At 34.8% G+C, this 25,253-nt stretch carries 30 protein-coding genes; 13 read left to right on the top strand and 17 right to left on the bottom strand.

Going from position 1 to position 25,253, the window contains the following annotated elements; genetic code table 11:
• Positions 1-66: 66 nt before the first annotated feature.
• Positions 67-999, top strand: a complete 933-nt coding sequence (locus tag D1B17_RS00400; RefSeq protein WP_120143975.1) for a DHH family phosphoesterase — start codon at positions 67-69, stop codon at positions 997-999.
• A 174-nt stretch (positions 1,000-1,173) separates the two neighbouring features.
• Here the strand turns inward: D1B17_RS00400 and D1B17_RS00395 are convergent, their stop codons facing one another.
• From D1B17_RS00395 to D1B17_RS00340, 13 genes are all read right to left on the bottom strand, one after another.
• Positions 1,174-1,842, bottom strand: coding sequence for a histidine phosphatase family protein (locus D1B17_RS00395; protein ID WP_240704420.1), 669 nt, complete (start codon positions 1,840-1,842; stop codon positions 1,174-1,176).
• Positions 1,843-2,133: 291 nt separating this feature from the next.
• Positions 2,134-2,685, bottom strand: coding sequence for a hypothetical protein (locus tag D1B17_RS00390; RefSeq protein WP_120143981.1), 552 nt, complete (start codon positions 2,683-2,685; stop codon positions 2,134-2,136).
• A 12-nt stretch (positions 2,686-2,697) separates the two neighbouring features.
• Positions 2,698-3,249, bottom strand: a complete 552-nt coding sequence (locus D1B17_RS00385) for a hypothetical protein (protein ID WP_166806581.1) — start codon at positions 3,247-3,249, stop codon at positions 2,698-2,700.
• A 51-nt stretch (positions 3,250-3,300) separates the two neighbouring features.
• Positions 3,301-3,555 carry a helix-turn-helix domain-containing protein gene (locus D1B17_RS12500; protein ID WP_240704419.1) on the bottom strand — a complete coding sequence of 85 codons (255 nt, stop codon included), beginning with the start codon at positions 3,553-3,555 and terminating at the stop codon, positions 3,301-3,303.
• Positions 3,556-3,565: 10 nt separating this feature from the next.
• On the bottom strand, positions 3,566-3,988 hold the full coding sequence (locus D1B17_RS00380; protein WP_137432079.1) for a hypothetical protein: 423 nt from the start codon (positions 3,986-3,988) through the stop codon (positions 3,566-3,568).
• A gap of 119 nt (positions 3,989-4,107) precedes the next feature.
• On the bottom strand, positions 4,108-4,440 hold the full coding sequence (locus D1B17_RS00375; RefSeq protein ID WP_120143987.1) for a helix-turn-helix domain-containing protein: 333 nt from the start codon (positions 4,438-4,440) through the stop codon (positions 4,108-4,110).
• 84 nt (positions 4,441-4,524) lie between these two features.
• Positions 4,525-4,740: a hypothetical protein gene (locus tag D1B17_RS00370; protein ID WP_166806580.1), complete on the bottom strand. Its 216-nt coding sequence runs from the start codon at positions 4,738-4,740 to the stop codon at positions 4,525-4,527.
• 1,281 nt (positions 4,741-6,021) lie between these two features.
• Positions 6,022-6,693 (bottom strand): hypothetical protein, encoded by a 672-nt coding sequence (locus D1B17_RS00365; RefSeq protein WP_166806579.1) that lies wholly within the window; start codon positions 6,691-6,693, stop codon positions 6,022-6,024.
• Between the two features lie 116 nt (positions 6,694-6,809).
• Complete coding sequence (locus D1B17_RS00360) at positions 6,810-7,571, bottom strand: hypothetical protein (RefSeq protein ID WP_120144000.1); 762 nt, start codon at positions 7,569-7,571, stop codon at positions 6,810-6,812.
• Positions 7,568-8,278, bottom strand: a complete 711-nt coding sequence (locus D1B17_RS00355) for an ATP-binding cassette domain-containing protein (RefSeq protein ID WP_120144002.1) — start codon at positions 8,276-8,278, stop codon at positions 7,568-7,570. Before D1B17_RS00355 ends, D1B17_RS00360 begins: the two co-directional genes overlap by 4 nt.
• A 15-nt stretch (positions 8,279-8,293) precedes the next feature.
• Positions 8,294-9,046 (bottom strand): hypothetical protein, encoded by a 753-nt coding sequence (locus D1B17_RS00350; RefSeq protein WP_120144004.1) that lies wholly within the window; start codon positions 9,044-9,046, stop codon positions 8,294-8,296.
• Positions 9,039-9,767, bottom strand: a complete 729-nt coding sequence (locus tag D1B17_RS00345; RefSeq protein WP_120144006.1) for an ATP-binding cassette domain-containing protein — start codon at positions 9,765-9,767, stop codon at positions 9,039-9,041. The genes D1B17_RS00350 and D1B17_RS00345 overlap by 8 nt, the downstream gene beginning before the upstream one ends.
• Complete coding sequence (locus D1B17_RS00340) at positions 9,760-10,137, bottom strand: GntR family transcriptional regulator (RefSeq protein WP_338026081.1); 378 nt, start codon at positions 10,135-10,137, stop codon at positions 9,760-9,762. The genes D1B17_RS00345 and D1B17_RS00340 overlap by 8 nt, the downstream gene beginning before the upstream one ends.
• Positions 10,138-10,334: 197 nt before the next feature.
• Here D1B17_RS00340 and D1B17_RS00335 point away from each other — a divergent pair, with 197 nt between their 5' ends.
• Entirely contained in the window at positions 10,335-10,946 is a 612-nt protein-coding gene (locus tag D1B17_RS00335) for a hypothetical protein (RefSeq protein WP_120144011.1), read from the top strand.
• 328 nt (positions 10,947-11,274) lie between these two features.
• Here the strand turns inward: D1B17_RS00335 and D1B17_RS00330 are convergent, their stop codons facing one another.
• Entirely contained in the window at positions 11,275-11,628 is a 354-nt protein-coding gene (locus tag D1B17_RS00330; protein ID WP_120144016.1) for a bacteriocin immunity protein, read from the bottom strand.
• Between the two features lie 14 nt (positions 11,629-11,642).
• Positions 11,643-11,855: a hypothetical protein gene (locus D1B17_RS00325; protein WP_120144018.1), complete on the bottom strand. Its 213-nt coding sequence runs from the start codon at positions 11,853-11,855 to the stop codon at positions 11,643-11,645.
• A gap of 200 nt (positions 11,856-12,055) precedes the next feature.
• On the opposite strand from D1B17_RS00325, the gene D1B17_RS00320 reads away from it, so the two are divergent.
• The 6 genes from D1B17_RS00320 to D1B17_RS00295 all read left to right on the top strand — a co-directional run bounded on the left by D1B17_RS00320 (position 12,056) and on the right by D1B17_RS00295 (position 17,929).
• The gene (locus D1B17_RS00320; protein WP_120144020.1) at positions 12,056-13,351 is read left to right on the top strand and encodes a GHKL domain-containing protein; all 1,296 of its coding nucleotides are present in this window, start codon (positions 12,056-12,058) and stop codon (positions 13,349-13,351) included.
• A 467-nt stretch (positions 13,352-13,818) separates the two neighbouring features.
• Positions 13,819-14,646 carry a GHKL domain-containing protein gene (locus D1B17_RS12495; protein ID WP_166806578.1) on the top strand — a complete coding sequence of 276 codons (828 nt, stop codon included), beginning with the start codon at positions 13,819-13,821 and terminating at the stop codon, positions 14,644-14,646.
• The gene (locus D1B17_RS00310; protein ID WP_120144025.1) at positions 14,643-15,392 is read left to right on the top strand and encodes a response regulator transcription factor; all 750 of its coding nucleotides are present in this window, start codon (positions 14,643-14,645) and stop codon (positions 15,390-15,392) included. The genes D1B17_RS12495 and D1B17_RS00310 overlap by 4 nt, the downstream gene beginning before the upstream one ends.
• 500 nt (positions 15,393-15,892) lie before the next feature.
• Positions 15,893-16,495, top strand: coding sequence for a hypothetical protein (locus D1B17_RS00305; protein WP_120144028.1), 603 nt, complete (start codon positions 15,893-15,895; stop codon positions 16,493-16,495).
• 123 nt (positions 16,496-16,618) lie between these two features.
• A complete protein-coding gene (locus D1B17_RS00300; protein ID WP_120144031.1) occupies positions 16,619-17,224 on the top strand; it encodes a hypothetical protein in 606 nt (201 codons plus the stop codon).
• Between the two features lie 114 nt (positions 17,225-17,338).
• Complete coding sequence (locus tag D1B17_RS00295) at positions 17,339-17,929, top strand: hypothetical protein (protein ID WP_120144034.1); 591 nt, start codon at positions 17,339-17,341, stop codon at positions 17,927-17,929.
• A 12-nt stretch (positions 17,930-17,941) separates the two neighbouring features.
• Here the strand turns inward: D1B17_RS00295 and D1B17_RS00290 are convergent, their stop codons facing one another.
• A complete protein-coding gene (locus tag D1B17_RS00290; protein WP_120144036.1) occupies positions 17,942-18,292 on the bottom strand; it encodes a hypothetical protein in 351 nt (116 codons plus the stop codon).
• A 386-nt stretch (positions 18,293-18,678) separates the two neighbouring features.
• Here D1B17_RS00290 and D1B17_RS00285 point away from each other — a divergent pair, with 386 nt between their 5' ends.
• Positions 18,679-18,885 carry a hypothetical protein gene (locus D1B17_RS00285; protein WP_120144039.1) on the top strand — a complete coding sequence of 69 codons (207 nt, stop codon included), beginning with the start codon at positions 18,679-18,681 and terminating at the stop codon, positions 18,883-18,885.
• A 115-nt stretch (positions 18,886-19,000) separates the two neighbouring features.
• Here the strand turns inward: D1B17_RS00285 and D1B17_RS00280 are convergent, their stop codons facing one another.
• Positions 19,001-19,282, bottom strand: a complete 282-nt coding sequence (locus tag D1B17_RS00280) for a bacteriocin immunity protein (protein WP_166806577.1) — start codon at positions 19,280-19,282, stop codon at positions 19,001-19,003.
• 498 nt (positions 19,283-19,780) lie between these two features.
• On the opposite strand from D1B17_RS00280, the gene hflX reads away from it, so the two are divergent.
• The 4 genes from hflX to D1B17_RS00260 all read left to right on the top strand — a co-directional run bounded on the left by hflX (position 19,781) and on the right by D1B17_RS00260 (position 25,241).
• Complete coding sequence (gene hflX / locus D1B17_RS00275) at positions 19,781-21,073, top strand: GTPase HflX (RefSeq protein WP_120144044.1); 1,293 nt, start codon at positions 19,781-19,783, stop codon at positions 21,071-21,073.
• A gap of 549 nt (positions 21,074-21,622) precedes the next feature.
• Positions 21,623-23,260 (top strand): peptide ABC transporter substrate-binding protein, encoded by a 1,638-nt coding sequence (locus tag D1B17_RS00270; protein WP_120144046.1) that lies wholly within the window; start codon positions 21,623-21,625, stop codon positions 23,258-23,260.
• A gap of 23 nt (positions 23,261-23,283) precedes the next feature.
• Complete coding sequence (gene opp3b / locus D1B17_RS00265) at positions 23,284-24,216, top strand: oligopeptide ABC transporter permease (RefSeq protein ID WP_120144049.1); 933 nt, start codon at positions 23,284-23,286, stop codon at positions 24,214-24,216.
• The gene (locus tag D1B17_RS00260) at positions 24,216-25,241 is read left to right on the top strand and encodes an ABC transporter permease (RefSeq protein WP_120144052.1); all 1,026 of its coding nucleotides are present in this window, start codon (positions 24,216-24,218) and stop codon (positions 25,239-25,241) included. The genes opp3b and D1B17_RS00260 overlap by 1 nt, the downstream gene beginning before the upstream one ends.
• The last annotated feature ends 12 nt before the right edge of the window (positions 25,242-25,253 follow it).

Below are 25,253 nucleotides of genomic sequence, written 5' to 3'. Positions count from 1 at the left end.
TGATTCTCGCCTAACTGAATTGATGTTAAGATATAAATAAATCTATAAATGCTGAGGGGTCTTCTTATGATAGAAGAAATTTTAAAAACAATTGAGCACTATCAAAAAATCATTATTATCAGACATCAAAATCCTGACCCTGATGCTATTGGTTCACAAATTGGGTTGAAGACAATACTTCAAGAATCCTTTCCAAATAAAAAAATTTATGCAGCTGGAATTGATTTAGCCGTCCTCGATTGGATTGGTAAAATGGACCAAATTTCGACAACTACATACCAAAATGCACTCGTCATTGCTGTTGATACCGCCAATTCACCACGTATCGACAATAACGGTGACTATCAAAAAGCTGATAAAATCATCAAAATTGATCATCATCCAAACGTTGATGCTTTTGGCGACATTAATTGGGTCGATGAATCATATTCAAGTTGTGCTGAAATGATTTATACTTTGGCCGACGAATTAGAACCATTAAAAGTTTCACGGGAAACAGCTTTCAGCCTTTATTCTGGAGTTGTTGGTGATACCAATCGTTTCCTATATGGGGAAACAGATTATCGTACCTTACGAATCGCTGCAGAGTTAGCTAAGACAGGTATCGATATTTCTAAGATTGCTTTACATGAAGATGAGATGTCCTTGCAAGTTGCTCGTTTGGAAGCTTATATTCTGGATAATTTTAAAATAACTGACTCTGGGTTTGGTTATATTATTATTCGTAAACCCGAACTTGATAAATTCCATTTGAATGATGGTGAACTCGACCACGCAGTTCCATTAATCGGTAGAATCAATACCATTAACAATTGGATCATTGTCAGTGAAAAGGTGCCCAATCATTTCCGAGTTAACTTACGTTCTAAGAATGTTGCCATTAACGGCGTTGCTGAAAAGTTCGGTGGCGGTGGTCATCCCTTAGCTAGTGGCGTTTATGTCGGTAGCATGGATGAAGTTAACGCTTTGATTAAAGATATGGATGCTTTGAACAAATAAAGAGTGGAACAAGACATGTTCAGCTTTTGAGCATTAAGGCGAAGGGCGCCAGTAATCCGATTTTGGATTGCTGGTGCCTTTTGTTTTAAGCGGAAAAAGCTATGTTTTGTTCCACGTTTATGCTGCATTTAAAGACAATACTAATTTTGTCCCAAACGCTTCTTTCTTATTAATTTAAATATTTTGTTCAACTTTTACATTATAATAAACAATCTCTGGTTCAAATTTCTTTCCTTCAAAATGAACTTTGGTTAATGATAAATTGCTAGGTTCAATTTCATCTAACATTTCATGCGCATAAGTATCAACTAGTGCAGTCAAAATGGCACTGTGCGTTACAACGATAACTGGCTTAGTTTCCATTTTGAGAATTTTTTCAATCCCACTGGCAAAACGATGCCAAAATTCTGTACTTGTCTCTGCTAAATGAGTTGGATCAAGTTTGGCAATTTTATCTTGCATTTCATTAGCATTCATTTCTTTTAAAGTTTCTTCAACTGACTTACCAGAAATTTTGGCATAAGTTTCCTTTTTAGATTGGCCTTCAAAACTGCCATAAAATTGTTCTCTCAATTCAGGCATCGTGACCATCTTAAAAGTTTTTCCAGTAGCAACTTTAAAACCATTATTCATTTCAGTTACTGTTTGGACAGAGCGATTCGTATCACTACAATAAATCGTATCTGAGATATCACCCAAATTTCCTAGAGTTCGCCCCATTTGATAAGCCTCTTCATGACCCGATTTAGTCAATGGCGTGTCAGACCAACCTTGCATTTTGCCGAAATGATTAAAATAAGTTTCTCCATGACGAACGAAGTAGATATCCATCTTCTTAATCAACTCCTATTGAATAGTGATTACAAAGAAAATTGTAGGCTTGTCCGAAACAAAAGACAATTTTTGAAATCGGTTTATTTCGGTTCTTTCTCAGCTTTGGTTATAAAAGCGAATATAAAAAGGCTATATATTTTTTCTTGGTATCCAGAAAAATATATAGCCTTTTGATTATGTTAAATCTTAAATAATATCGCACTTGTTTATCGAATTAGTTAGTTACATTATATAAAAAATAACGAATATATTAGTCCCTGGGTGCAAGAAATGGCAAATAACCAAACTTGAGAAAAAACCTTATTTCTCAATCAAAGTTACTGGACTATTTAATTGCGTGTTCAATAGCTGAACCATTTGTCCGATCTTTTTATTATCCATTTCATCAAATGACAAATCTAAATCTACTTCTTGGTTATCTTTCAACTTCAAGCCCAAATAATATGCGCTTGGGTAAAAATACACAAGATAGGCACTAGCTGGAGCCGCTTTAATATTAGCCGGAACTTGCATTTTCTTTCCAATAACTAAACTGGCCGCAACAATTTGTTCAACATCCACAGTCGATTGTTTACTGTTAAATGGTAACAAAATAGCCTTTATCCTATTACCAATCGTTTTGTAATCGTAATAATTTATTTGTTGACGGTTAATGCACCAGTAACCATAGGTATCAGACAATTTAACCGCATATAAGGCCACAGCTACGACGAAACAAAGTAGCCCAAAGGAAATGCTAATGCCCATTTTGTGAACGAAAGTATAGAAAAATACACTAATAATTATGCCGATACCTAAACTAATAACCAAAGGTACATAATTAATTTTGCGACCAAACGTCAATTCTTCCATAACTACCCCCTATTATTCATCACGTAATCGATACAGTTCTTTGGTTAACTTAATATTTTTATCTTTTACAATTTCCGTAATATTTTGCTTATCGATAAACTCAATATTTTTCCGCCTTAGAAATGTCAAGATTGTCGCTAGCATCTTACGTTCTTTTGAATCTGGCCAATAATATTGTCGTAAGTCTAAATAAATTTTTTGATTATCAATGGTTGTAACTTCTAGATAAAACATTTCATGCATAGTTTGACCAAAATTAGGAACATAGTTATCGAAGGTAATCATGGCACTGGGGTTATAGGCAAATAAATCCACCTTAATTTCAATACTCTTAATTTTTCTATATGAAATATACTTTGGCTTTCTAAGACGGAATAATGCCTTAAAAGGAATTATCATTTCATCTAAACTTGTATATTTTCCCTTTGTTCCATTAATATAAATGATTCCTGTTCGATTCAAAGTCCAGTAAGTGTAGTAACGCTTGAAATCAAATGGAAATAAAAAAATTCCCATGAAATAGGATATTGTGACCATTAACAACGAAATGAAAATATTTGCCATTATTACTGGTCCACCCAAAATTATTATCCAAAACACCAGAAAAAATACTGGTCAACGATTCTTTGGTTTCCCATAATCAAACGGAAAATGCAGATACGGTTCACCAGTAATTAATTCGTCTAAAGATATATCCAACAAACCACTCAAAGAAATAAGATTATCGATTCCCGGTAAAGTCTCGCCTGTTTCCCATCTAGAAATGGACTGTCTTGAAATGTTTAACGATTCAGCCAGTTGTTCCTGTGATAGCTGATTCTTTTTTCGATATTTAACAATGTTATCTGCCAAAGCCATTTCAGACATCATCCCATTCCCTTTAAATTTTAGATCCAATAACTCCTTGGTTATCGCGCAATTCATACAACGTCCTTGTTAGACTGATGCTTCTATCTTTAACTAACTCAGAGATATTTTGTTCGTCAACAAACTCAATATTTTTCCGTTGTAAAAACATAAGAATAGTCGATAACATCTGACGCTCTGAGGAACGTGGCCAATAATATTGTCGCAAGTCTAAATAAATCTCTTGGTCCTGCTTAGTAGTGATTATTAAATGAAATCCTTCATGCATATACTGGGCTCTTCCAGGTGCATAACCACCCCTTGGCGCATTGACCGAATTAGGATTAGTCGCAAACAAATCCAGTTTAACCGTAATTTTTTTAATTTGTTGATATGGTATAAAAGCCGTTTTTCGAGCGTGAAAAAGTGTCTTAATCGGTATAGTTAATTCTTCCAAACTGTTGTAAACATCCTTATTGTTTACTACGTATGCTATCCCCATCTTTTTTAACGTCCAATAAGTGTAGTATCGCTTGAAATCAAATGGAAGGAGCAAAACAACCATCGTATACCCGGCTAAAGCTCCAAATAATGGTGCATAAAAATTGTGAAAGCCTGAAAAATCAAGGCCGCAATTAATGTCATCAATACTAGAAAGAAAACCGGCCAACGATTTCTTGGCTTTCCATAATTATAAGGAAAATGTAGATATGGCTCACCGGTAATCAATTCATCTAGTGAAATATCCAACAATCCACTCAAGGAAATCAAATTATCAATACTGGGTAAATTTTCCCCCGTCTCCCATTTGGAAATAGATTGCCGTGAAATATTCAAAGCTTCAGCCAATTGTTCTTGTGACAGTTGGTTTTTTTTACGATATTTAACAATATTACTTGCTAAGGTCATTTTGTCACTTCCTCTATACTTAAAGTATAGGTGCTAAGTTGAGGAAAATGCACGCACTTATTGCTTTCTACCGTTATATAACGCTTATTTAATCATAAATGCTCCTACTACTAGACAAATGACACCGATAATTAAAGATGAATAGACCCCCATGAAGACATAAGGTTGTGGATTTTTGACATTTTTCTTGATATTAAAGTACATTTTTCGACCAACGTAAATTTGATAGATACCCATTAAGATGACAACAATTCCAATCAGTTCAATCCCCATAACTATTCCCCCTTTTGCTTTAATCATAAGCTACTTTGAGCCGATATTAAATCCATTTGAAAATAAGATCAAAGCTAAAAAAGATTAAGATCATCCCAAAAGTCGAACCAAATAGAAGTAACAATCTAGCCACTTTAGGAAACTTATTTTTAGGTTCTCTTCTAATTTGGAAAAACGACTTCACCGTCAAAAAAAGTTCAGTACAACCAAAAATTAATGCAAGAAAAGCAAGGAAATCAGACATATTGGTCACTTCTTTCACAGAACTAAAATATAAATATTTAATCCTAAGTTAACCCACATAATAGTTTCCACCCGCCAATAAAAAAAGATTCGAACATAGACAAGCTGTCTATAATCGAATCTTTGAACACATTATTAAAGGTATGCTGTGGTATCGGTGATATGCCGTCTCCAGATTTGGACAGTGGTTACTGGCGGTGCGGAACGGCCAGAGCCACGGTCTCGGACCTCGGTTTAAGCCTTGCAAGTTCGGCAAGTCTTAAACGCGCCCGGTGCTGTAAGAACGACAAAAACGGTCGTCCTAACACCACTTTCACTGCCAGTAACCACTGTCCAAATCTTCCGACTAGTTCTTTATTAACTCAAGAATAGGTTGATACTTCAAATATTTATCCGTATCAGAGTAAATTCTTATCAAACTAGTTGGAAGACAGACCCTTGTTCATTCGTTGTTTTTTTACATAATGATATTGAACTTGAAACATACGGTAGTTGCTATTTTTATACTCTAAAAAATATGGCATCATAACTGAAAATCTATTTTAAAACTTTATTTATTATTTGTAATCAACCTAATACGTAGCCTACAACAAACCGGAGGGAGAGCGGGATTTAACTTGCTGTGAAAGTGGAGTAAGAACGGCGCTTTTCCGTTCTTACTCCACGGACGTATTTTGAGACTTGCGGTCTATGCAAGGCTCAAAATCGAGGTTCGAGACCTTGGCTCGAGCCGGTCCCTCAGTAAGTTAAATCCCGCTCTCCCGGAGGACCTCACGAATTGAAATACTTGGAAAAATTAAACATAGATCCAACCAAGCACACTGCACCAGCAACTACCATTATCAAAGAAGTAATCCCTTGAATCGTACAGACATTATTCCACGGGAAATCGGCCAAAAATGTTAGCCCCAAAATTCCTATCCAAAAGTATTTTCCTTTATAAAAATTACTATTGAATCTCATATTGGTTCCCCTTCCATAGTTTTATAAAAACGATAATACTACCAAAAAGTATTTTTGTGCCAGATTAATCATCAACGTCCGATTTTTGGTCATGAACGTCAATTATCGATCAGTTTCGGCTTGGTTTTTCAACAGATATAACCCGCCAACAATCGATATTACTATGCCCGCGATATCAATCAAACAAACGATTGGAAAAATATAATTCGGCACATCAGTATACCGATACATCCCTACTTTAGACATTTCTGTTAACGTCCAAAAAATGATAGCAAGTGCCGCCGCTAGAATTAATAAGTTAAAAACTACAGCGAGCACCTTTTGATTTTCTACGTGCAAAAAATCACTGATATAATTCATCAACAAATGTACCAACGTGCTACCGGTCCAAATCAAGATAACAGCTAAACCTATCAAAACTAGATCTTTCAATAATAATTCAAATTGAATGTTGTCATCTATTACCGTGTGGTAAAAAACATCATTACGCATGTAGTAATATAGCGAACCTAAGAAAATAATCGATTCTATCAGACAGAAGTAAAAATAAGTCAGACCTGATGTTAGTAAATTACTAAAGTACAACTGACTTTCCGATATTGGAATTAGCCTATATCTATTACTAGAAAATACCCTCTCATTGCAGTTCACTAAAAAAACGATACCTAAAATGAAAAATACTGTCGCACTAATTATCATGATTCCCTGCGGAAAAGATCGGAAATTAATAGCATCAAAACTTGTAATGCCGATAATAATACCAATTACAATCATATTAATGAGCAAAATCAAATTGATGAGTTTGAATTTACCCCAAAATAGTTCTTTGTTTACACCCAGAAGGCTACTCATATTAACGGACCATCCCTAGTCATTATTTTGTAATGTCTTTAGCGAATTGTTTCGGTCCATCTCTTTAAGAGATAGATGTTTAATACTGTGAAAATTGCAATCCAAGCAAATATAATGCCTAAAATCAACCAAATAACATTGCTTAATTGATGCAAACTAACATTACCTTGTGAATTGCTATAAACCATTTCAAAGAATTTAGCAGTTGTCACATTGAAAATTCCCACCCCTACCATTGCAGTAACAATATAGAGAATAAAACTAACAAACTTCTGGCGAGCAAAAGGTAGAAAGGCACTAATCCAGTTCATTAGGAAATGAATTACTGTAATAGCTGTCCAAAGTAAAATTGTGCTGAAAATTATTAAAAGCGTAATTTGGAAAAAGGTCAAAATATTCATTGATGAATTATCAAATTTAGTTGTCCCACTAGCAAAGTAAATGATATTTCCAATGACAGCCTCAATAATTTGAAGATACGTAAATGCAAAAAAAGTTGTGAGAATATTACTGAAATATAATTTAGTATCCGATACAGGAATCAGGCGATAATTATTGCTGGTAAACACTTGTTCATTACTACGTGAAATCAAAATAAAACCAACAAAATTAGCAATTACCACACTGAAGTAAAATACATTAACGGAATATTCAGATATCAAACTCACATTCCAACCATTAGTGAAGAATCGTAATAAATCAATAACTACCAGAAAAATTAGATCAACGATAATAATCCAATTCATCATTCGCCATTTTTCACTCATTAAATTTCTAACTAAACCTCTAAATTCAGTCATTTTGAAACACTTCCTTCGTAAACCTGTTCATAATATTCTTCGACACCCAAATGATACTTTTCTTGAATTGCTTCAACTGAACTGACTTGATAAATTGTTTGGTCCTTAATAATAATCACATCATCCAACAAACTAGCAATTTCCGTCACATAATGATCACTAATAATAATTGTCGAGTCATCATCCTTCCAACGAATAATGCTGCTAATGATTTTCTTTCGCGACATACTATCGATTCCACTCAACGGCTCATCCAATAAATACAATTTTGTTTTCCGTGCTAAAGCTAAAGCAATAATCAATTTTCCTTTTGTACCAGTTGAAAGAGCAGACAGTCGTTTGCTTTCATCCAGTTCCAAAAATTGAGCAATATCTAGATACTTGGGTTCGGAAAAATCGGGATAAACATTTTGATAAAATCTAACAACGTCACCAATTTTAATATTGCGACCGAAACCACCTAACTGATCACTCAAGCTAACATTTAGCTTTATATCACATTTTTTTGTGGCTCCGTTAACCGTTATAACGCCTTCAGGCAACGAATTAACCCCGGCTATTAAACGCATTAACGTCGTTTTACCGGCACCATTTTCACCAAGTAAGCCAACAATTTTGCCACCGTCTAACTGTAAGTTAACATCTTTTAAAATTGCTTTATTATTCTTTTTATAATTTAAATTCTCAATTTTTAGTAAATTTGACATCTGAATGCCCCCTCCCTAATTAACTGTTTCAGCTTTTTTATTCAATAAGTAGAGATTAATAATTGTAAATATAGCAATCCAAATGATCATCATCGCCATACTTGAGTACATCACTCGATTGACTGAAGCAAAGCTATTGTTCAAGTCATTAAATCCTATAATTCTCAAAACATTACCTGTCACAAAGTTGAACGGTATCATGAATAACCAAACTACAACCACTGCCACAATTACTTTGACAAAACTTTGACTTCTGAATGGTAGAAAATCATTCACCCAATTGACCAATAAATGAAGTGCTGTAACTCCGGCCCAAACGACCATAATCCCCAAAACAAATGCCACTAAAATTTCGAACTTGAATAAATATTGTTGTGTCGAATTGAAACTTCTAACCATAAGATCATCATATTTATTAGGAAAGACCGTTATAGATACGGTGTAAATAACTATTTCACTAACAATCAGGTAAATTAATCCGAGAACCGACGTCAACATATTACTTAAGTAAAGCGCTCCATCACTAATTGGAATCAAACGAAATTTATCACTGATATAAACGCGTTCATTTATTATGGACAACATAACGATACCAATAATGACCGCACCGAAAATTTCACCTGTAAAACTAGTAACATCAGTCGGTGAGGTGAAAGATTTCCAACCTTGATAAACTACAGAGAAGAGAATTTGTATTCCTAAAATCCAACTGATTATTTTGAATTTATTTTTGGAAAGTTCTTTATTTAAACGTCCTAAACTACTCATTCTCAAGACCCCCTTCGTAAACTTTCTCATAATACTCTTCAATTCCCAGATGATATTTCGTTTGAATATCCTCAACTGAACACATTTGGTAAATTGTTTGGTCCTTTAAAATGACCACATCATCCAACAGACTCGATATTTCCTTAACGTAGTGGGAACTGATGATAATTGTTGAATCATCACCCTTCCATTGAATAATGCTTTTAATGATTTTCTTCCGTGCCATAATATCAACCCCATTTAAGGGTTCATCTAATAAATAAAGCGGAACTTGTCTTGCCAAGGCTAACGCAATAACTAACTTTTCACTTGTTCCGGTCGAAAGATTAGCTAACTTTTCATCACAGGAAATTTCTAAGTATTTTGCCATTGCTTGGTATTTTTCAAGTGAAAAATCTGGATAAATATCAATATAAAATTTCACCACATCTTTAACTTTAGTGTTTTTTTCACCGATTCCTTTTCGAAATCCATCTAACGGATAAGTCATGCTGACACAGGACTTTCGAGCTGCTTTTCCGTCAATTCCGGCAACCATGATTTGCCCATAATTCTTAGCTTTAACTCCAGAAATCAAACGCATCAAAGTTGTCTTCCCAGTCCCATTGGCACCGAGTAAACCAACAATTTTGCCGTTATCTAATTGCAAATTAATATTTTTTAAAATTAACTTATTATTCTTTTTATAATTCAAATCATTAATTGCTAAAACTTTACCCATTGCTGGCCTCCCGCTGCTTAATATATCTATTGAAACTATTCACTATCTCTACATCGTCCATGTTCAATGAATGTAACTTGTCATAAGTCGCATCAAACATTTCTTTAACAATATGCTCTTTTAGCATTTCGATAATTGCTGGATCTTCAGTTACGAAATTACCCTTACCTCTTTGGGGAAGAATGACATTTTCTTCCGTCATTTCCTTAAGCGATTTTTGAACGGTATTAGAATTAGCTGAAAATTGAACGGCTAACTGTCTAACAGAAGGCAGTTGTGAACCTAATTCATATTCATTACTAATAATTTTACGGTACAAGATATCCTTGATTTGGAGGTAAATAGGTATGTTATCTATATATTCCATCATTTCACCCTCTGACTGTTCTAGTACACTAATACAGTATAACGGACATCAAAAAAAAGCAACTAATTAACGACGATTATTTTATTTAAATTTTTATAAGCATACGAAATGTAACAGCCCTTTTATATCTAGCTGGGACTACAACCATGCTATATTAAAACAAATTGGGAATGGATCTGATATGAAAGAACTGACGTATCATGATTAAATTTGGTAAAAAAGTTTCCTATCGTCCTATCTGTATTAGTATGCTTATTGGCGTAATTATCGGCTCTATCTTCGGACTGAATATCTCTCGAACATTAGGGATACAAATTGGTGGAATCATTTTTTTTATTTTGTTACTTGGTCATTATTTTTTAGTTTTACCAATTATCTTTAACTATTGGGAATCAAGCAATTATTTTATCCGTTATAACGATATCAAAGCGTTACACAATCGACTTTTAGCACTATTACTTCCCTTCAAAGCTCCCATCAAAGTCATTAGGAAAAAGGATATTCAGCGTGTGGCTATTATTGGATTGCCACAACATAATCCCTCCTTATCTTCAGAATTGATTCTGTCCGAAGAAGGTGGCTTTATGTACAACTTGTTCTTGATGATCAATGAACCCATTAAAGTCAGACTAACAATGAAAGATAAGCAAATTATTGACCTAGACATTTCCCGCGATTACGTTAAACATCCCCAAAAAACACTGGCCAAACTACATATTTTTCTGAAAGACTTCAGTTTCAATGAACTCAATATCTCCAGTGAAGTTAAAACGCTTATTGATGAACAAATAAAAGATGATGCTGTGATGTAACTATTTTTTAAACCTGCAGTACCAAAAATAGGGTAGATAAATTGAAATTAAATTTATCTACCCTATTTCCTTGGAATTATATTCCAATCATATTTTTTATAGTTTAAATACGTCACATTAAAGATTACTAATACCCCAGCCTCTGGGTGCAAGAAATGTTGGCAGCAGTGCAGGTGGTGTAATGGCTTCAGCCATTACACCACGGGACGAATTTTGAAATTCGTGTACTTTGCGAAGTTCAAAATCGAGATTGGAGACCGCGCTCCGGCTCCAATCAGTCCCCACAGCGCCAACATTTCTTGCACCCAGAGGCGGCATCAAAACACACTTATCTTTGAGGCATTTGTTCCTTAAAACTGTAAAATTGTGATTTATCGTTAAAATCGCCCTGATTCATACCATTCCAACTGGCACTCTTTGATAGATTGCCCAATTCAATTAAGTCTTTCTCCTCGTCTTTTGACAAGTTAATACGACTGAATCCTTCAACATAAATATACTTCACTAACCGACTTATCAAAACGGCTGGATCTTTTGCTTTATCAATTTTTAGATAAACTTGCTTAAGCACATCCGTAATATTCAATAAATGACTCGATTTTTCAGGACGTTCCATTAATGAGTCATACAAATTATGAATGTATTTTTTGGCTTCTTCTGTAATATTGCTATTTTTAGCCATTTTTTATCTCCCTTTTAAAATAATGGATTTTTAAGCACGAATAAAAAAACGCCAACAATTAGAAATCCAATACCAAAAATCAAGCTGTACCAAACCGCTATGGCGGAAAAGTTGGATGTCGTTTTATTACCATGTTGTTGCAATATTTTTACATATTTAACTGAGTTTATTGCCTGATAAATTCCAAAAACGATGGCGACAAGACCTAAGATATAATTCCAAATCATTTGAAACGCTTCCTTTCTTACTTCTTGACTTTAAGATAGCATCCGCAAAATTGACTTGAAGCAAAATATCTTGAAACACTCTGTTTTTCTTCCTGAACGATTTCAGGAACAAATTTTCTTGTTTCACGATATCTTTATTTTTATTCTCAACTTGTATGTGATAATTAATATATCAAGATAGGTTATTAGGGGGCGAAAAAATGATATATGTAGATCCAATTGTTTACGAAATTGGCTTATTTTTTTCCTGCTTAATTTTCCTATTCGTCTTCAGTCATCTCGCTCATATTTCTAAAAACTACTTTTTAGGAATCACCTTAATTTTATTGGTCGTTCTAGATTTTCTTTTGCCAAATTACGGCTACTTTATTAATATCGCTGTTCTTTTCTTATTATTTCAATGGCACAACAAGGATAAGTTACTTTTAATAAATTCCATCCTTTTGAGTTCACTAATTAAACTAATTTCAGAAACTCTGGCCAATCCGATAATTATCCTCTTTGATAATCAAAACATTTCCACCAAAACCGTCTGGGGCAGTATCTTGTTCATTATCGTTAATCTGCTAGTACAACTTGCTATTTCAATCACTCTTATTTACTTGTATGAGAAATTCAACATCGAAGAGAATTGGAACATTGCTAAGTCCGCTTTATTCGGCTTATTAATCGGTTATCTCTTTATTGTTATTTTTCTCTTTATGCGTATTATTCAGCATTATCAAGCCTATTCTGATTTAATTTCAAGCATCATGCTGTTCATTTTGATTCAGTGCATTTTTATCGTCATTATTTTCCTAAAGGGTAACCAAACACAACGACAAACTTATACTCGTGAATTAACTAAGGAACAATTAAAAAACCTCAAAATGTATACCGACCAACTAGAACATGACCAAATTAAACTCCGAGGCTTTGAACGCAACTATAAGGGTACGATTGCTGGGTTAAAGGAGATTGCTAAAACTGGCGATTTTCAACAAATGCAGACATCCCTAGGCACACTGGAAGATTATTCTAATAGTTATTTTGATAATATTTCGATGCAACTATTTAAAGATCTCAACAATGTTCAAAATCCGTATTTGAAAAGTTTATTGATCAGTAAACTAACTTTAATTCACCAAAATCAAATTGAATGTCATTTTGAATGCCGAGATGTAGTTAGTGATGGCTTCATTAATATTTTCGATTTAGTCAGATTGCTGGGAATTTCGATCGATAACGCCATCGAAGCGACGAAGAAACAAACTAATGGAGAAATCCAAATCGCAATTATTGAGGAAACTGCGCAACTATCTTTTGTCATCAATAACACTACTTCTAATCAAGCTGATGTAACGGAAATGATGCAAGAAGGTTTCACTACTAAAAAACATCATTCCGGATTAGGTTTAGTTAATGTGCAGGACATCAAGCGAAAATATCCTAACCTTTTCGTTCAATACCGAAAAAATAACCAATGGTTTAACCTTAGTATCGTTATTACTAAATAATTTGGGGAGTCTTTATGAATTTATTTATAACAGGGCCGCATTTATTACGTATTTGCTTGGCTTGGGGAATCTTTTACTACGTATTCATGTTAATTTATCATTCAAAGTTATCAATTCAGCGGCAAACGTTTAGTTTTGCCTTATTGTGGTTGCTCTCAGTTATTTTAAATATTTTGCTAAGCGGATACGCCAATTTACTAATCGCCATCTTAATTTATTTAGTCCTTTGGCCAGACCAAAAGTTTGATTATTATTTAATTAATATCATCTTAGTGAGTTTCCTCGTAAAATTCTGGGCTTTTATTTTACCAAGCCCCCTTCTCATGCATTATTTCCCCAATTCCAACATCGTTTCGTACGGATTTAACCTAATTATTAGTCTTGTCGAATTCATCTTATCCATCACATTCGTCTATTTTTACAATTATTTTAAACTCAATGACTTCTTCCAATCACGGCAAAATCCTATGACCAGCATTGTACTAGGATATATCTACATCATTTGTTTCTTATTTTTGAAATTAACTCAAAATTTTCGGACTTATGCTCCACTAATTATGGGAATCTTCGGATTTATTATTTTACAGTGTCTTTTTATTATCGTTGTTTTCACAATTACCCGACGACGCCAATTAAAAATTTATCGTGACCGATTTTCTGAAGAACAAGTTAAAAATCTCAAAATGTACACCGACCAACTCGAGCACGATCAATTAAAATTACGTCATTTTAAACATGATTATAAAAATTTACTTTTCAGTCTGAAAACGGTTGCTGCTGAACAAGATTACACCGCCATGAATCAGGCCTTGGACAATTTAGAGAATTATTCAGACGATTATTTAAATAATTTATCAATGGATTTATATCAGGATCTCAATAATGTTAAGAATCCTTACTTAAAAAGTCTTTTTATCAATAAACTCAATACTATCAATCAAAAAAACATTAAATGTTCTTTCAGTTGTACCGATGAATTGAATAATTTACCGATGAACGATTTGGACTTGATTAAACTTTTGGACCAGGCAATTGATAACGCCATTCATTTCACCAAGCGACAAGAACACGGTCAGATTCAACTGGCTATCACCAAGGAAGACCGGCAGTTAGCATTTTTAATCAACAATTCTTTAGCCAACTTACCGACTACTGAACGTTCAAAGGATTATTTAGAACTGCTTCAGATTAAAGATTTAAAGAAAAAATACTCGAATATTTTTATCCAACACAGTAAAAATGCTAAATGGTTTCGTCTACACATCACACTAATTACCAAGGAGGTAATCAAATGAGCTACCCTATCATCATTTGCGAAGATAACCAAATTCAACTACAACAACTAAATAAATTGATTGAAAATTATATTTTATTTCACAGTAATCTTTTTAAAGTGGAACTCCAGGCATCTAAACCTCAACAAGTCGTTAACTATCTTAATGAAGCTGAACCCCAAAGAGGAATTTACTTTCTTGATATTGATTTACAGGCTGACATCGATGGCATTCAATTGGCAGAGATCATTCGTCAAAAAGACGTTCAAGCAGAAATTATTTTCGTAACTACCCATGACGAATTGGCTCCACTAACATTAAAACGCAAAGTGGCAGCACTAGATTTTATCGAGAAAGATCAACCTTTAGACGATTATCGCCAAGAATTGTATGAAACACTAGATTATGCTAAACAGATAATTGATGAAACACGTACCGTTCAAAAAAAGGGATTTTCCTTTGAAGTTGGCAGCCAAGTTTATAATTTGGACAAATCAGAAGTCATTTTTTTGGAGTCATCCGATATTCCCCATCGACTCAATCTTATTTCTACTAACGGGCAATTCGAGTTTTATGGAAAACTGACTGAATTAGAAAAAAAATACCCCTTCCTATTCCGAATCAGTCGTTCCTGTTTGATTAATCCTGAAAATATTCATCACGTTGATTTTTCCATTCGAGAGGTTGGCTTTAGTGACGGTTCGACTAAAAAGTTTTCAATTGGTAAATCGAAAAAATTGAAGAAAATCATTCAAGAAACACTTTAAGTTTTCGTACTGTAAATATGCCGCCTCCAAGAGCAAGAAATTTTGGTCGCTATGGGGACCGATTCGAGCCAAAGAACGGTCTCGAATCTCGCTTTTGAACTTCGAGAAAACCGCTCGAATTTCAAAAGTCGTCCCGTGGTGTAGACGCTAAAGCGCCAACGCCACCTTCACAGCGACCAAAATTTCTTGCTCTTTCCGGCTAGTTCATTCTTTGTTTTTGAATTAAGAGTGAATATTATGTCATTGATGAATAGTGTTATAGGATGTAATGTATATTTTAAATCCGTAGTCAAAAAATCAACGTATACCGTAATATCAAATATCTTACTAATCTAGACAAAACAAAAAAATTAGCTATGAGAAATTTTTACCCACTTCTCATAGCTAATTTTTTTATGTTTCAGGAACAGATTTGCTTGGTTCAGGATGTTTTGAATTCGCTTTCATTCAATGATGGTAAATTATGATTATCAAGAAAACGAATTAAAGAAGGTAATCCTATGTTGAAATTTGGTAAAAAAATAACCTACAGACCTTTACTACTTAGCTTATTAATTGCCATTTTGCCTGGCATTATGGCTACTAATATCTTGGAATCAGTTCTATACGGAATATTAATTGGGGCTGTCTTTTTCCTTTTTGTATTCTTAGCTTATTATTTCCCTAATATGCCAACACTCTTTGTCTACTGGGAAAGTGATAAAACTGAAATCCGGTACTGCGATATTTATACTTGGAAACATCGCTTACTCGGTATGATATTCCCACCTGCAGCTAAAATGGTTACGATTAAAAAAGCTTCTATCAAATCAGTAACTGTCATGGGTGATCTTCACAAAAAATACGAAATGCCCATGGCTATTCCATATTCTGGTTATGTCGCCGTTTTATCTCCCGTTCTATCGATGATTCATCAGCCAGAGATTATTCGTTTGACACTTAAAGATGGTTCAAAGGCCGATTTAAGTGTTGCTCGTGACTATACTTACAGTCGCGATAACACTTTAGAAAAGCTAGATAAGTTCTTTCAAGATTTGGACAATATTCCCATCCATGCTGATCTCAACAATAATAAAGCAGATTCATCTACTTCAACGGTATAAATCTTACCGTTATAACGGTAGCTAAATAACTTGCAACTTTTATGTGCGTGCATAAGCCCGAGGTTAATCCATATAATTTAGTTGTATTCAAAGGGATATCAGAAAAAAAGGATGGTAATTATCATGTTAAAATTTGGTAAAAAAGTTTCTTATCGCCCCATTTTAGTTAGTTTATTTTATTCACTATTCACATTAATTGTTGCCGTTTACTTGCAAGTAGCAACAATGTACTGGCCAGCAATCGGATTTTACTTGGCATCTGTGGCTATATTCTGTGCCATTTTATTTGGTTACTATCTTCCCAATCTACCCAACAGCTTTACTTATTGGGAAGCCGATCAAACTACGATTCGTTACAACGCTATGAACTATAAACATCGCATCTCAATGATGTTTTTCCCATATCAAAATCAATTAACTACTATTAATAAGAAAGACATCACATCAATCACTGTCACTGGCGACTTTAACAATCCCCAAAATATCGCCTATCCAATGGACTTCTCCTTGATCTATGCGATTTTGACACCACTACTTTCTGTTTTAAAGAATCCTATCACATTAAAATTAACGCTTAAGGATGGTCAAACTATTGAGTTAAACGTTTCACGCGACTTTGCATACAGCAATCAGAAAACCATTGCTAAATTAAACCAATTTTTCGATAGTTTAAATAATAGTCAAATTAAAATCATCAATTATCCAAATCATAATATCAGTTTCAGCTAAAAAGACTCATTGCAACCGATAAGTGCGTGCATTTTTACCTAATAGATTCCTATAATTTAGGTGTAGTCAAAGGAATCATTCATGAATGAATATCTTAAAAGGAAGGTAATTATCATGTTAAAATTCGGTAAAAAAGTTTCTTATAGACCTATCTTAGTTAGTTTTTATTTCACATTGATTCCACTTATCGCGGCCATTGCTGGTCACTTTCCAATTATGTACTTAGTAAGTTTGGCAGTCTTCTTAACTGTTTTATTGGCTTACTATTTGCCAAATTTACCTCTTATTTTTAATTACTGGGAAGCAGACCAAGATACAATCAGTTACAATGATATGACCACTTACAAGCGCCGCATTTCAATGATTCTAGTGCCACACAAAAATCAACTAGTCACGATTAATAAGAAGGATATTCAATCAATCACCGTTACAGGTAAGATTAATAATCCTGATGAAATCACTACTCCTCTCGAAGTTACCGGCTACTTTGCCGTTTTGACGCCACTACTTTCAATGCTCAAGAATCCTATCACGTTAAATCTAGTTATGACAGATGGTCAAACCATCGAGCTAAGCGTTTCTCGTGATTTTGCCTATGATAACAAAAAGACCATCGAAAAATTAAATCAATTCTTCGATAGCCTTGATGACTCGCAAATTAAAATTATTAATTATCCAAACCACAACAACGTCAGTTTTAACTAAAAAATGCCTCTCTTATAATTTAAGAGAAGCATTTTTGCTATTTAGGATATCTATCAAAGAATAAGCTGTTTCAAAGCTAGTTGTCCGTTGTTTTATTTGTAAAATTTGGTCCCATAAACGACCTGTATAATCATTGAAGACCAATTTATTAGCATTACGCTCATGATTAACTTTGCTAATGATATAATCAATCTTTTCATCAAACAGTGAACCACGATACTGCTTCTCTGAGAGTTCTTGGACAGATAGCTTGATAAATTGCCCTATCTCTTGATTAACCGCTGATTCATTAATTTGACTGTTAAATGATTCATCGAACTTGATCAATATCGAAAGCAATAGTTTTTGTTTAGAATATTCCATTTGTCTTTTCACCCGTATATTAATATAACCGATTTTGGGATTAATAGATACGATTTTGATGAAGATTTTTTGTATTAATGATATATATATACGTGCCGTCTCCAGAGCGGAACAATAGTAACTGGCAGTACGGACCGACCTGAGCCAAGGTCTCAGGTCTCGGTTTGAAGCCTTGCAAGCAAGTCTCCAAACACGCCCGGTGGTGTAATGGCTAAAGCCATAACGCCACTTTCACTGCCTGCTACTATTGTCCCTCTCTTCCGACTGAGTTATCGTTAAAATAAAATTATCCGTATAACATATTCAGTACTATTTACTTTAAACTCTCTCTTATTTTGATGGTGTATAATAAAACGTATACATTTCACAATTTTGGAGATATTAGAATGAATAAACTATTTTATAAGACAATTAACTTCTGGTATGGCGTGGCTATGCTAGTTGTAGGAATTATTTTTATTGACCATTCAACAAAATCAACATGGCTATTAGTTGATGCTATCTTTATCATTTCGGCAATTGTTTTCTTCTTACTAAGTCTCTTTCACAAGCCTAAGCCTAAAAAGGATAAAGATGAAACGCCAACTTTATAATTACTAAACACGGTCAGCTTTCGAGTACCAAGGTAAAAAAACTAGTAATCCGATTTGGATTGCTAGTTTTTTAATTTCAGCGGGAAAAGCTATATTTTGTCTTCCACGCTCCTTTTTACCAAAACAATTTACTTAAGCCAGTACCCTTCCAAAAGTTTTGATCATCTTTTTGAACAACTTTTGCCAAATTCATAACCGATGGCGATGCCTTATATTGATGGGTCATTAAATAAGCTGAAAGAGCGCTACCTAATTTTCGAACTACATTTCTAATTTCCTTATCATCATTCAAATCACGATACGCTACTAACAAAGCACTTGAGAGACCCGTATCACTCTTAACTTCATCCTCATTTGCGGTTGTATCAATCAAATCCATTAAACTTTTCTTATCCATTATAATCAGCACCTCAAGTTCTTTTAATGTCCTAAACATACCAAAAACTAATCCTGATAGATTAGCTTTATCTTGAACACTCTAATTTTTAATCCTGAATAGCTACTAATAACTAGTTGTATCCTATCCCAGAAAACTAGCCGGAAAGAACAAGAAATTTAGGCCGCTGTGAAGGTGGCGTTATGGCTTTAGCCATTACACCACGGGACGAATTTTGAAATTCGAGTGATTTTCTCGAAGTTCAAAATCGAGACTGGAGACCATGGCTCCAGTCGGTCCCCATAGCGGCCTAAATTTCTTTTTCTTGGAGGCGGCGCACCCAGTAAAAATCGTTTTCTACCTATTATATAGCGCAAAACCAACTTCCATGGTATTATTTATACAGCTTATCGAAAGGATGGTATTTTCATCATGCGCTTAAGAATTGATATCATTTCAAACAATAAATAATAAATTGGCATTATTACCCTGGGGTAATTAGTGCCACCAGGAGGATTTATGACTGAATCTAAATCAACATTTGAAAAAACACGTGTCATCGTCGCCGGAGTTAGCCATCTACAGCCTGACTTCGAATATACGATGCAAGAACTAGCAGCTTTAGTAGAAGCCAACAATATGGAAGTGGCTGATACAATTATCCAAAACGCCAATAGCGTCAGCGGTGCCACTTACTTTGGTTCTGGTAAAGTAAACGAGGTTAAAGAAATCGCCAACGCTGATGATGTGCAAGTTATCGTTTTGAATGATGAATTGACACCTTCACAAATTAGAAACTTGGAAAAAGAAACTAAATTGAGTTTCATGGATCGAACAGAATTGATCCTTCAAGTTTTCTCTAACCGTGCCCAAACTAAACAGGCTAAACTTCAAGTTGAAATTGCTAAATTACAATATCAACTACCAAGAATCCATCCATCTGGTAACCCACTTGATCAACAATCAGCTTCAGGTGGTCTTGCTAACCGTGGTGCCGGTGAATCAAAACTAGAATTGGATAGACGTGTTATTCGCAAACGTATCACCGCTTTACGTAACGAACTTAAAACGGTCGATAAAACGATTGATGTCCAAAGCAGACGTCGCACCAATACATCCCTACCACTTGTTTCACTAGTCGGTTATACTAACGCCGGCAAATCTACAACCATGAACGGTATCTTGAATTTCAACAAGGAAAATTCTCAAGACCGCAAAGTTTTTGAAAAGAATATGCTCTTTGCAACGCTCGATACCAGTGTTCGTCGAATTGACTTAGAAGATAACACTAGCTTCTTGCTTTCCGATACAGTTGGTTTCGTCAGCAAGTTGCCTCACAACCTAGTGGAATCATTTAAGACCACTTTACAAGAAGCTCAAAACGCTGACTTATTAATTCAAGTAATCGATGTGTCCGATGAACATTGGCGCAACATGATCGAAGTTACCGAGAAGACTTTGAAAGAAGTTGGTGTCGTTGACAAGCCAATGATTTATGCTTTCAACAAAGCTGACCTCAAACCTGGCCAACAATTTCCTACCATCGAAGGTGACAATATTTACTATTCAGCCATCGATAAAGCTTCAATTGCCAAATTAGTCGACCTAATTAAAATCAAGACTTTCAACCACTATAAGAAAGCTGAACTATTGATTCCATACAGTGACCAAAAAGTTGCTGAAGAAATTTTGAAGAATTCTCAAGTACTAAAAAAAGAATTCACCAATGATGGTTCATTGATCAATGCTAATTTAAGTCCTGAAGAATTAGAAAGATTTAATAAATATATCCAAGCAGAAGTATCTGATTAAGCAGATATTTCTGCTTTTTTTGTGTCTATCAAAAAATATCTCCTCGTCTCTTCCAACAAAGATTAGTTTTAGAATGGTTATTATTAAAACCAATCTTTGAACCATATAAAAAAATATCTTTTAATTTTTAATATTTATTACTTTCAGTCCAACCAATCGCTTATTTTCCCTCAAAAATTTAAACTCTATCCTCACACACAATAAAATTGAAATATATCTAATACCCTAGCCTCTGGGTGCAAAAAATTAGGTCACTGTGAAGGTGGTGTTAGAGCTTTAGCTCTTACACCACGGGACGAGTTTTGAAATTTGAGTGGTTTTCTCAAAGTTCAAAATCGAGACCTGAGACCTTGGCTCAGGTCGGTCCCCACAGTGACCTAATTTTTTGCACCCAGAGGCGGAATTTTTAAGACATTCTCCGTTTTCCTTTGCATTTTATAACATAATGTATTATTATTTTATAAACATTAGAATTTTTTTAATTAAGGGTATTAACTTTTAATATTTATTAGTGTATTCTAAGAATAATTATTTTAGGGAGGATGAACAATGAATTTCAAGAAGAAGTATTTCCTTGCATTGTTACCGATATTTCTATTTGCTTTAGTTCTGAGCGGATGTGGTTCTTCAACTGAAAAAGACAGTAACGATACTATTTCAATCAGTTCAAGTGATGTTATCGCAACAATGGACTCATCAATGAACACTGATGTTATTGGTGCTCAAAATATTACCAACACAATGGAAGGTCTTTATCGCTACGATGGTAAAGAACTCCAACCTGCCATTGCTAAAGAAGTCGTTAAACCAACTAATAATGGTAAAACTTATACTTTCCATTTAAGAAAAACCAAATGGTCAAATGGTAAACCTGTAACTGCTAACGATTTCGTTTATGCATGGCGCAGAACCGTTGATCCTAAGACAGCTTCTCAATATGCCTACATCTATACAGGTATCAAGAACGCTGACAAGATCAACGCTGGTAAAAAGCCGGTTAATACTTTAGGTATCAAGGCTTTGGATGATTACACACTTCAAGTTACACTAGAAGATGCGATTCCATACTTCAATACATTGATGGCTAGTTCAACTTTCTATCCTCAATACAAACCTTCAGTTGAAAAAGCTGGTAAACAATATGGTCTAAACAGTAAAGGTATGGTCTTCAACGGACCTTTCAAACTTGTTAACTGGTCTGTTTCAAACAACAGCTGGACTGAAGTTAAAAATAATTCTTACTGGAATGCTAAAGCTGTTAAGTTAAAGAAAGTTCAATACTACGTTGTTAAGGATGCCAACACTGGTCTTAACCTTTACGACACAAACCGTATCAATCGTCTAGAAAAACTTGGTGGTGATACAGCTCGTCAAGTATCAAACTACAAGACTTTCTCACTAGACAAGCAAACGGCTAACTTCTATCTAGAACTTAACCAAAAGAAATATAAATTCTTCCAAAACGAAAAGATCAGACAAGCTATTTCAATGGCTATCAATCGTGATCAATTAACAAATAACGTTCTTGGTAAAACTGGTGGTATCGAACATACCCTAGTCCCAGTGGGAATGTCTTATAACCCAACAACTAAGACTGATTTCACCAAAGAAAAAATTCTTCAATCTTCAAACAAGTACACGGAATACAATCCAACTGAAGCTAAAAAGCTTTGGGAAGAAGGTATTAAAGAAACTGGTCAAAAGAATTTAAGTTTCACACTTCTTGGTGATGATACTGATAATGCCAAGAAACAAAATGAGTACATTCAAGGTCAACTTGAAAAGAACTTACCTGGTTTGAAGATTACTTTATCAAACGTACCATTCAAGTCTCGTCTTGATAAATCATCATCTGGTCAATTTGATATTGTTGTTACTGGTTGGAATGCCGATTATCCAGACCCTGTTACATTCTTGGATATCTTTACAACTGGTAACTCACAAAATAATGGTAAGTACTCAAATCCAGCTTACGATGCTTTAATTGAGAAATCTAAGACTACTGATGCGACTGATGAAGACGCCAGATGGCAAGATCTCTTACAAGCAACTAAGATTTTGACTGACGATCAAGGAGCTATTCCTTTGTACCAGTCATATCAAGCTAACTTAACTAGATCTAACATCAAGAATTACAGAATGACTCCAAACGGTAGTTATAACTTAGTTACTGTTTACAAAAAATAATCATAGGTGAGGGAGATTAAATAATGGCTAAATATATTCTCAAAAGAATACTTTATTTATTCTTGACCCTGTTCATCATCGCTTCGATTACATTCTTCTTAATGAAGATGCTGCCTGGTACTCCGTTCTCTAACCAGAACCGTATGTCAGCAGATCAGTTGAAGATTGTTAAAGCACAGTATGGACTGGATCAATCAGTAGGTGTTCAATACGTTCGTTATATGGTCGGTTTATTACACGGTAACCTTGGAACATCTTTCCAATTCAACAATGAACCTGTTACAGCTTTAATCGGTCAAAGACTTGCTCCATCAATGCAAATTGGTGCTCAAGCAATGGTTTTAGGTACTATCCTTGGTATCCTTCTTGGTGCCGTGGCTGCTATTCGTAAAAACACATGGGTTGATACACTTGCAACATTCATCTCAATTCTTGGTCTATCAATTCCATCTTTCGTTTTAGCTGTTTTACTACAGTTCTACCTAGCCTACAAATGGAAGATTTACCCAGTTGCTCTTTGGGACAACTTCCAATCCAGTATCCTACCAACATTAGCTTTAACGGCCTTACCATTAGGTACTGTCGCCCGGTTTATGAGAACCGAGATGGTCGATGTTATGAGTAGTGATTACATTGAATTAGCCAAATCAAAAGGTAATTCAAATTGGAAAGTCGTTACTAAACATGCTTTACGTAACTCATTGATTCCAGTTGTTACAATCATCGGTCCAATGGCCGTTTCTGTTATGACTGGTTCAATGGTTGTTGAAAATATCTTCTCAATCCCTGGTATTGGTGAACAATTCGTTAAGTCAATCACAACTAACGATTACCCAACAATCATGGGACTTACAATCTTCTATTCATTCTTATTAATCATAGTTTACTTGATCGTCGATATCCTTTACGGACTAATCGATCCAAGAATTAGACTAGGAAACGGAGGTAAAGAATAATGGAACAAATCCCTCAAATTCCGAAGGAAAAATTTAAATTAGTTCATGATGAAAACAATGCTGAACAAGAAAAAATCAGTACACCTTCATTAACATACATGCAAGATGTTCGTCGTCGCTTGTTCAAAAATAAAGTTGCCGTCGTTTGTTTGACACTACTTTCATTGATTGTTTTGATTTCAGTCTTTGCCCCTGTTATCGCACCACACAATCCCAATGAGCAACAAGTTACACTCTCTAACCTTCCTCCTAAGTTAGGTAACCTCAATATTCCTGGTATGAACGGTTACCAAAACATGGGTGGCAAGATGGTTGATGCTTACAAACAAGCTGGTGCTCCTAAGGGAACATCATTCATCCTAGGTACTGATTACCTTGGACGTGACCTACTTTCCAGAATCATCTACGGTACTCGTCTTTCACTAGTCGTTGCCGTACTTGCTACATTAGTCGATTTATTGATTGGTGTTCCTTACGGTATCGTTTCTGGTTGGAAAGGTGGCAAAACTGATACATTCATGCAACGTGTCGTTGAAATTGTGTCATCGATTCCTAACTTGATTGTTGTTATCTTGATGATGATCGTGTTAAAACCAGGTCTAACATCAATCGTTATTGCGATTGCTATCACCGGTTGGGTTACAATGGCCCGGCTGGTCCGGGCGCAGACCTTCCAATTAAAGGAACAAGAATACATTTTAGCTGCAAGAACTTTAGGCGAACCATCGATGAAGATTGCTACTAAACACTTGATTCCTAACTTATCTTCAACAATTATTATTCAAACAATGTTTACAATTCCGAATGCCATTTTCTTCGAAGCTTTCTTAAGTTTCATTGGTATTGGTATTCCCGCACCAAACGCATCATTAGGTACACTTCTATCAGATGGTCAAAAAGCCTTCAGATTCTTACCATATCAAATGTGGGCTCCGGCTATTATCTTGAGTATTATCATGATTGCCACTAACCTACTTGGTGATGGTCTACGTGATGCCTTTGACCCACAATCATCTGATCATTAACTAAGGAGAAAT

The organism is Companilactobacillus zhachilii, assembly GCF_003606365.2.
GTDB classification, from domain to species: Bacteria; Bacillota; Bacilli; order Lactobacillales; family Lactobacillaceae; genus Companilactobacillus; species Companilactobacillus zhachilii.
Note: the sequence above shows the minus strand (reverse complement) of the source record. Positions and strands in the feature narration are given on the sequence as shown.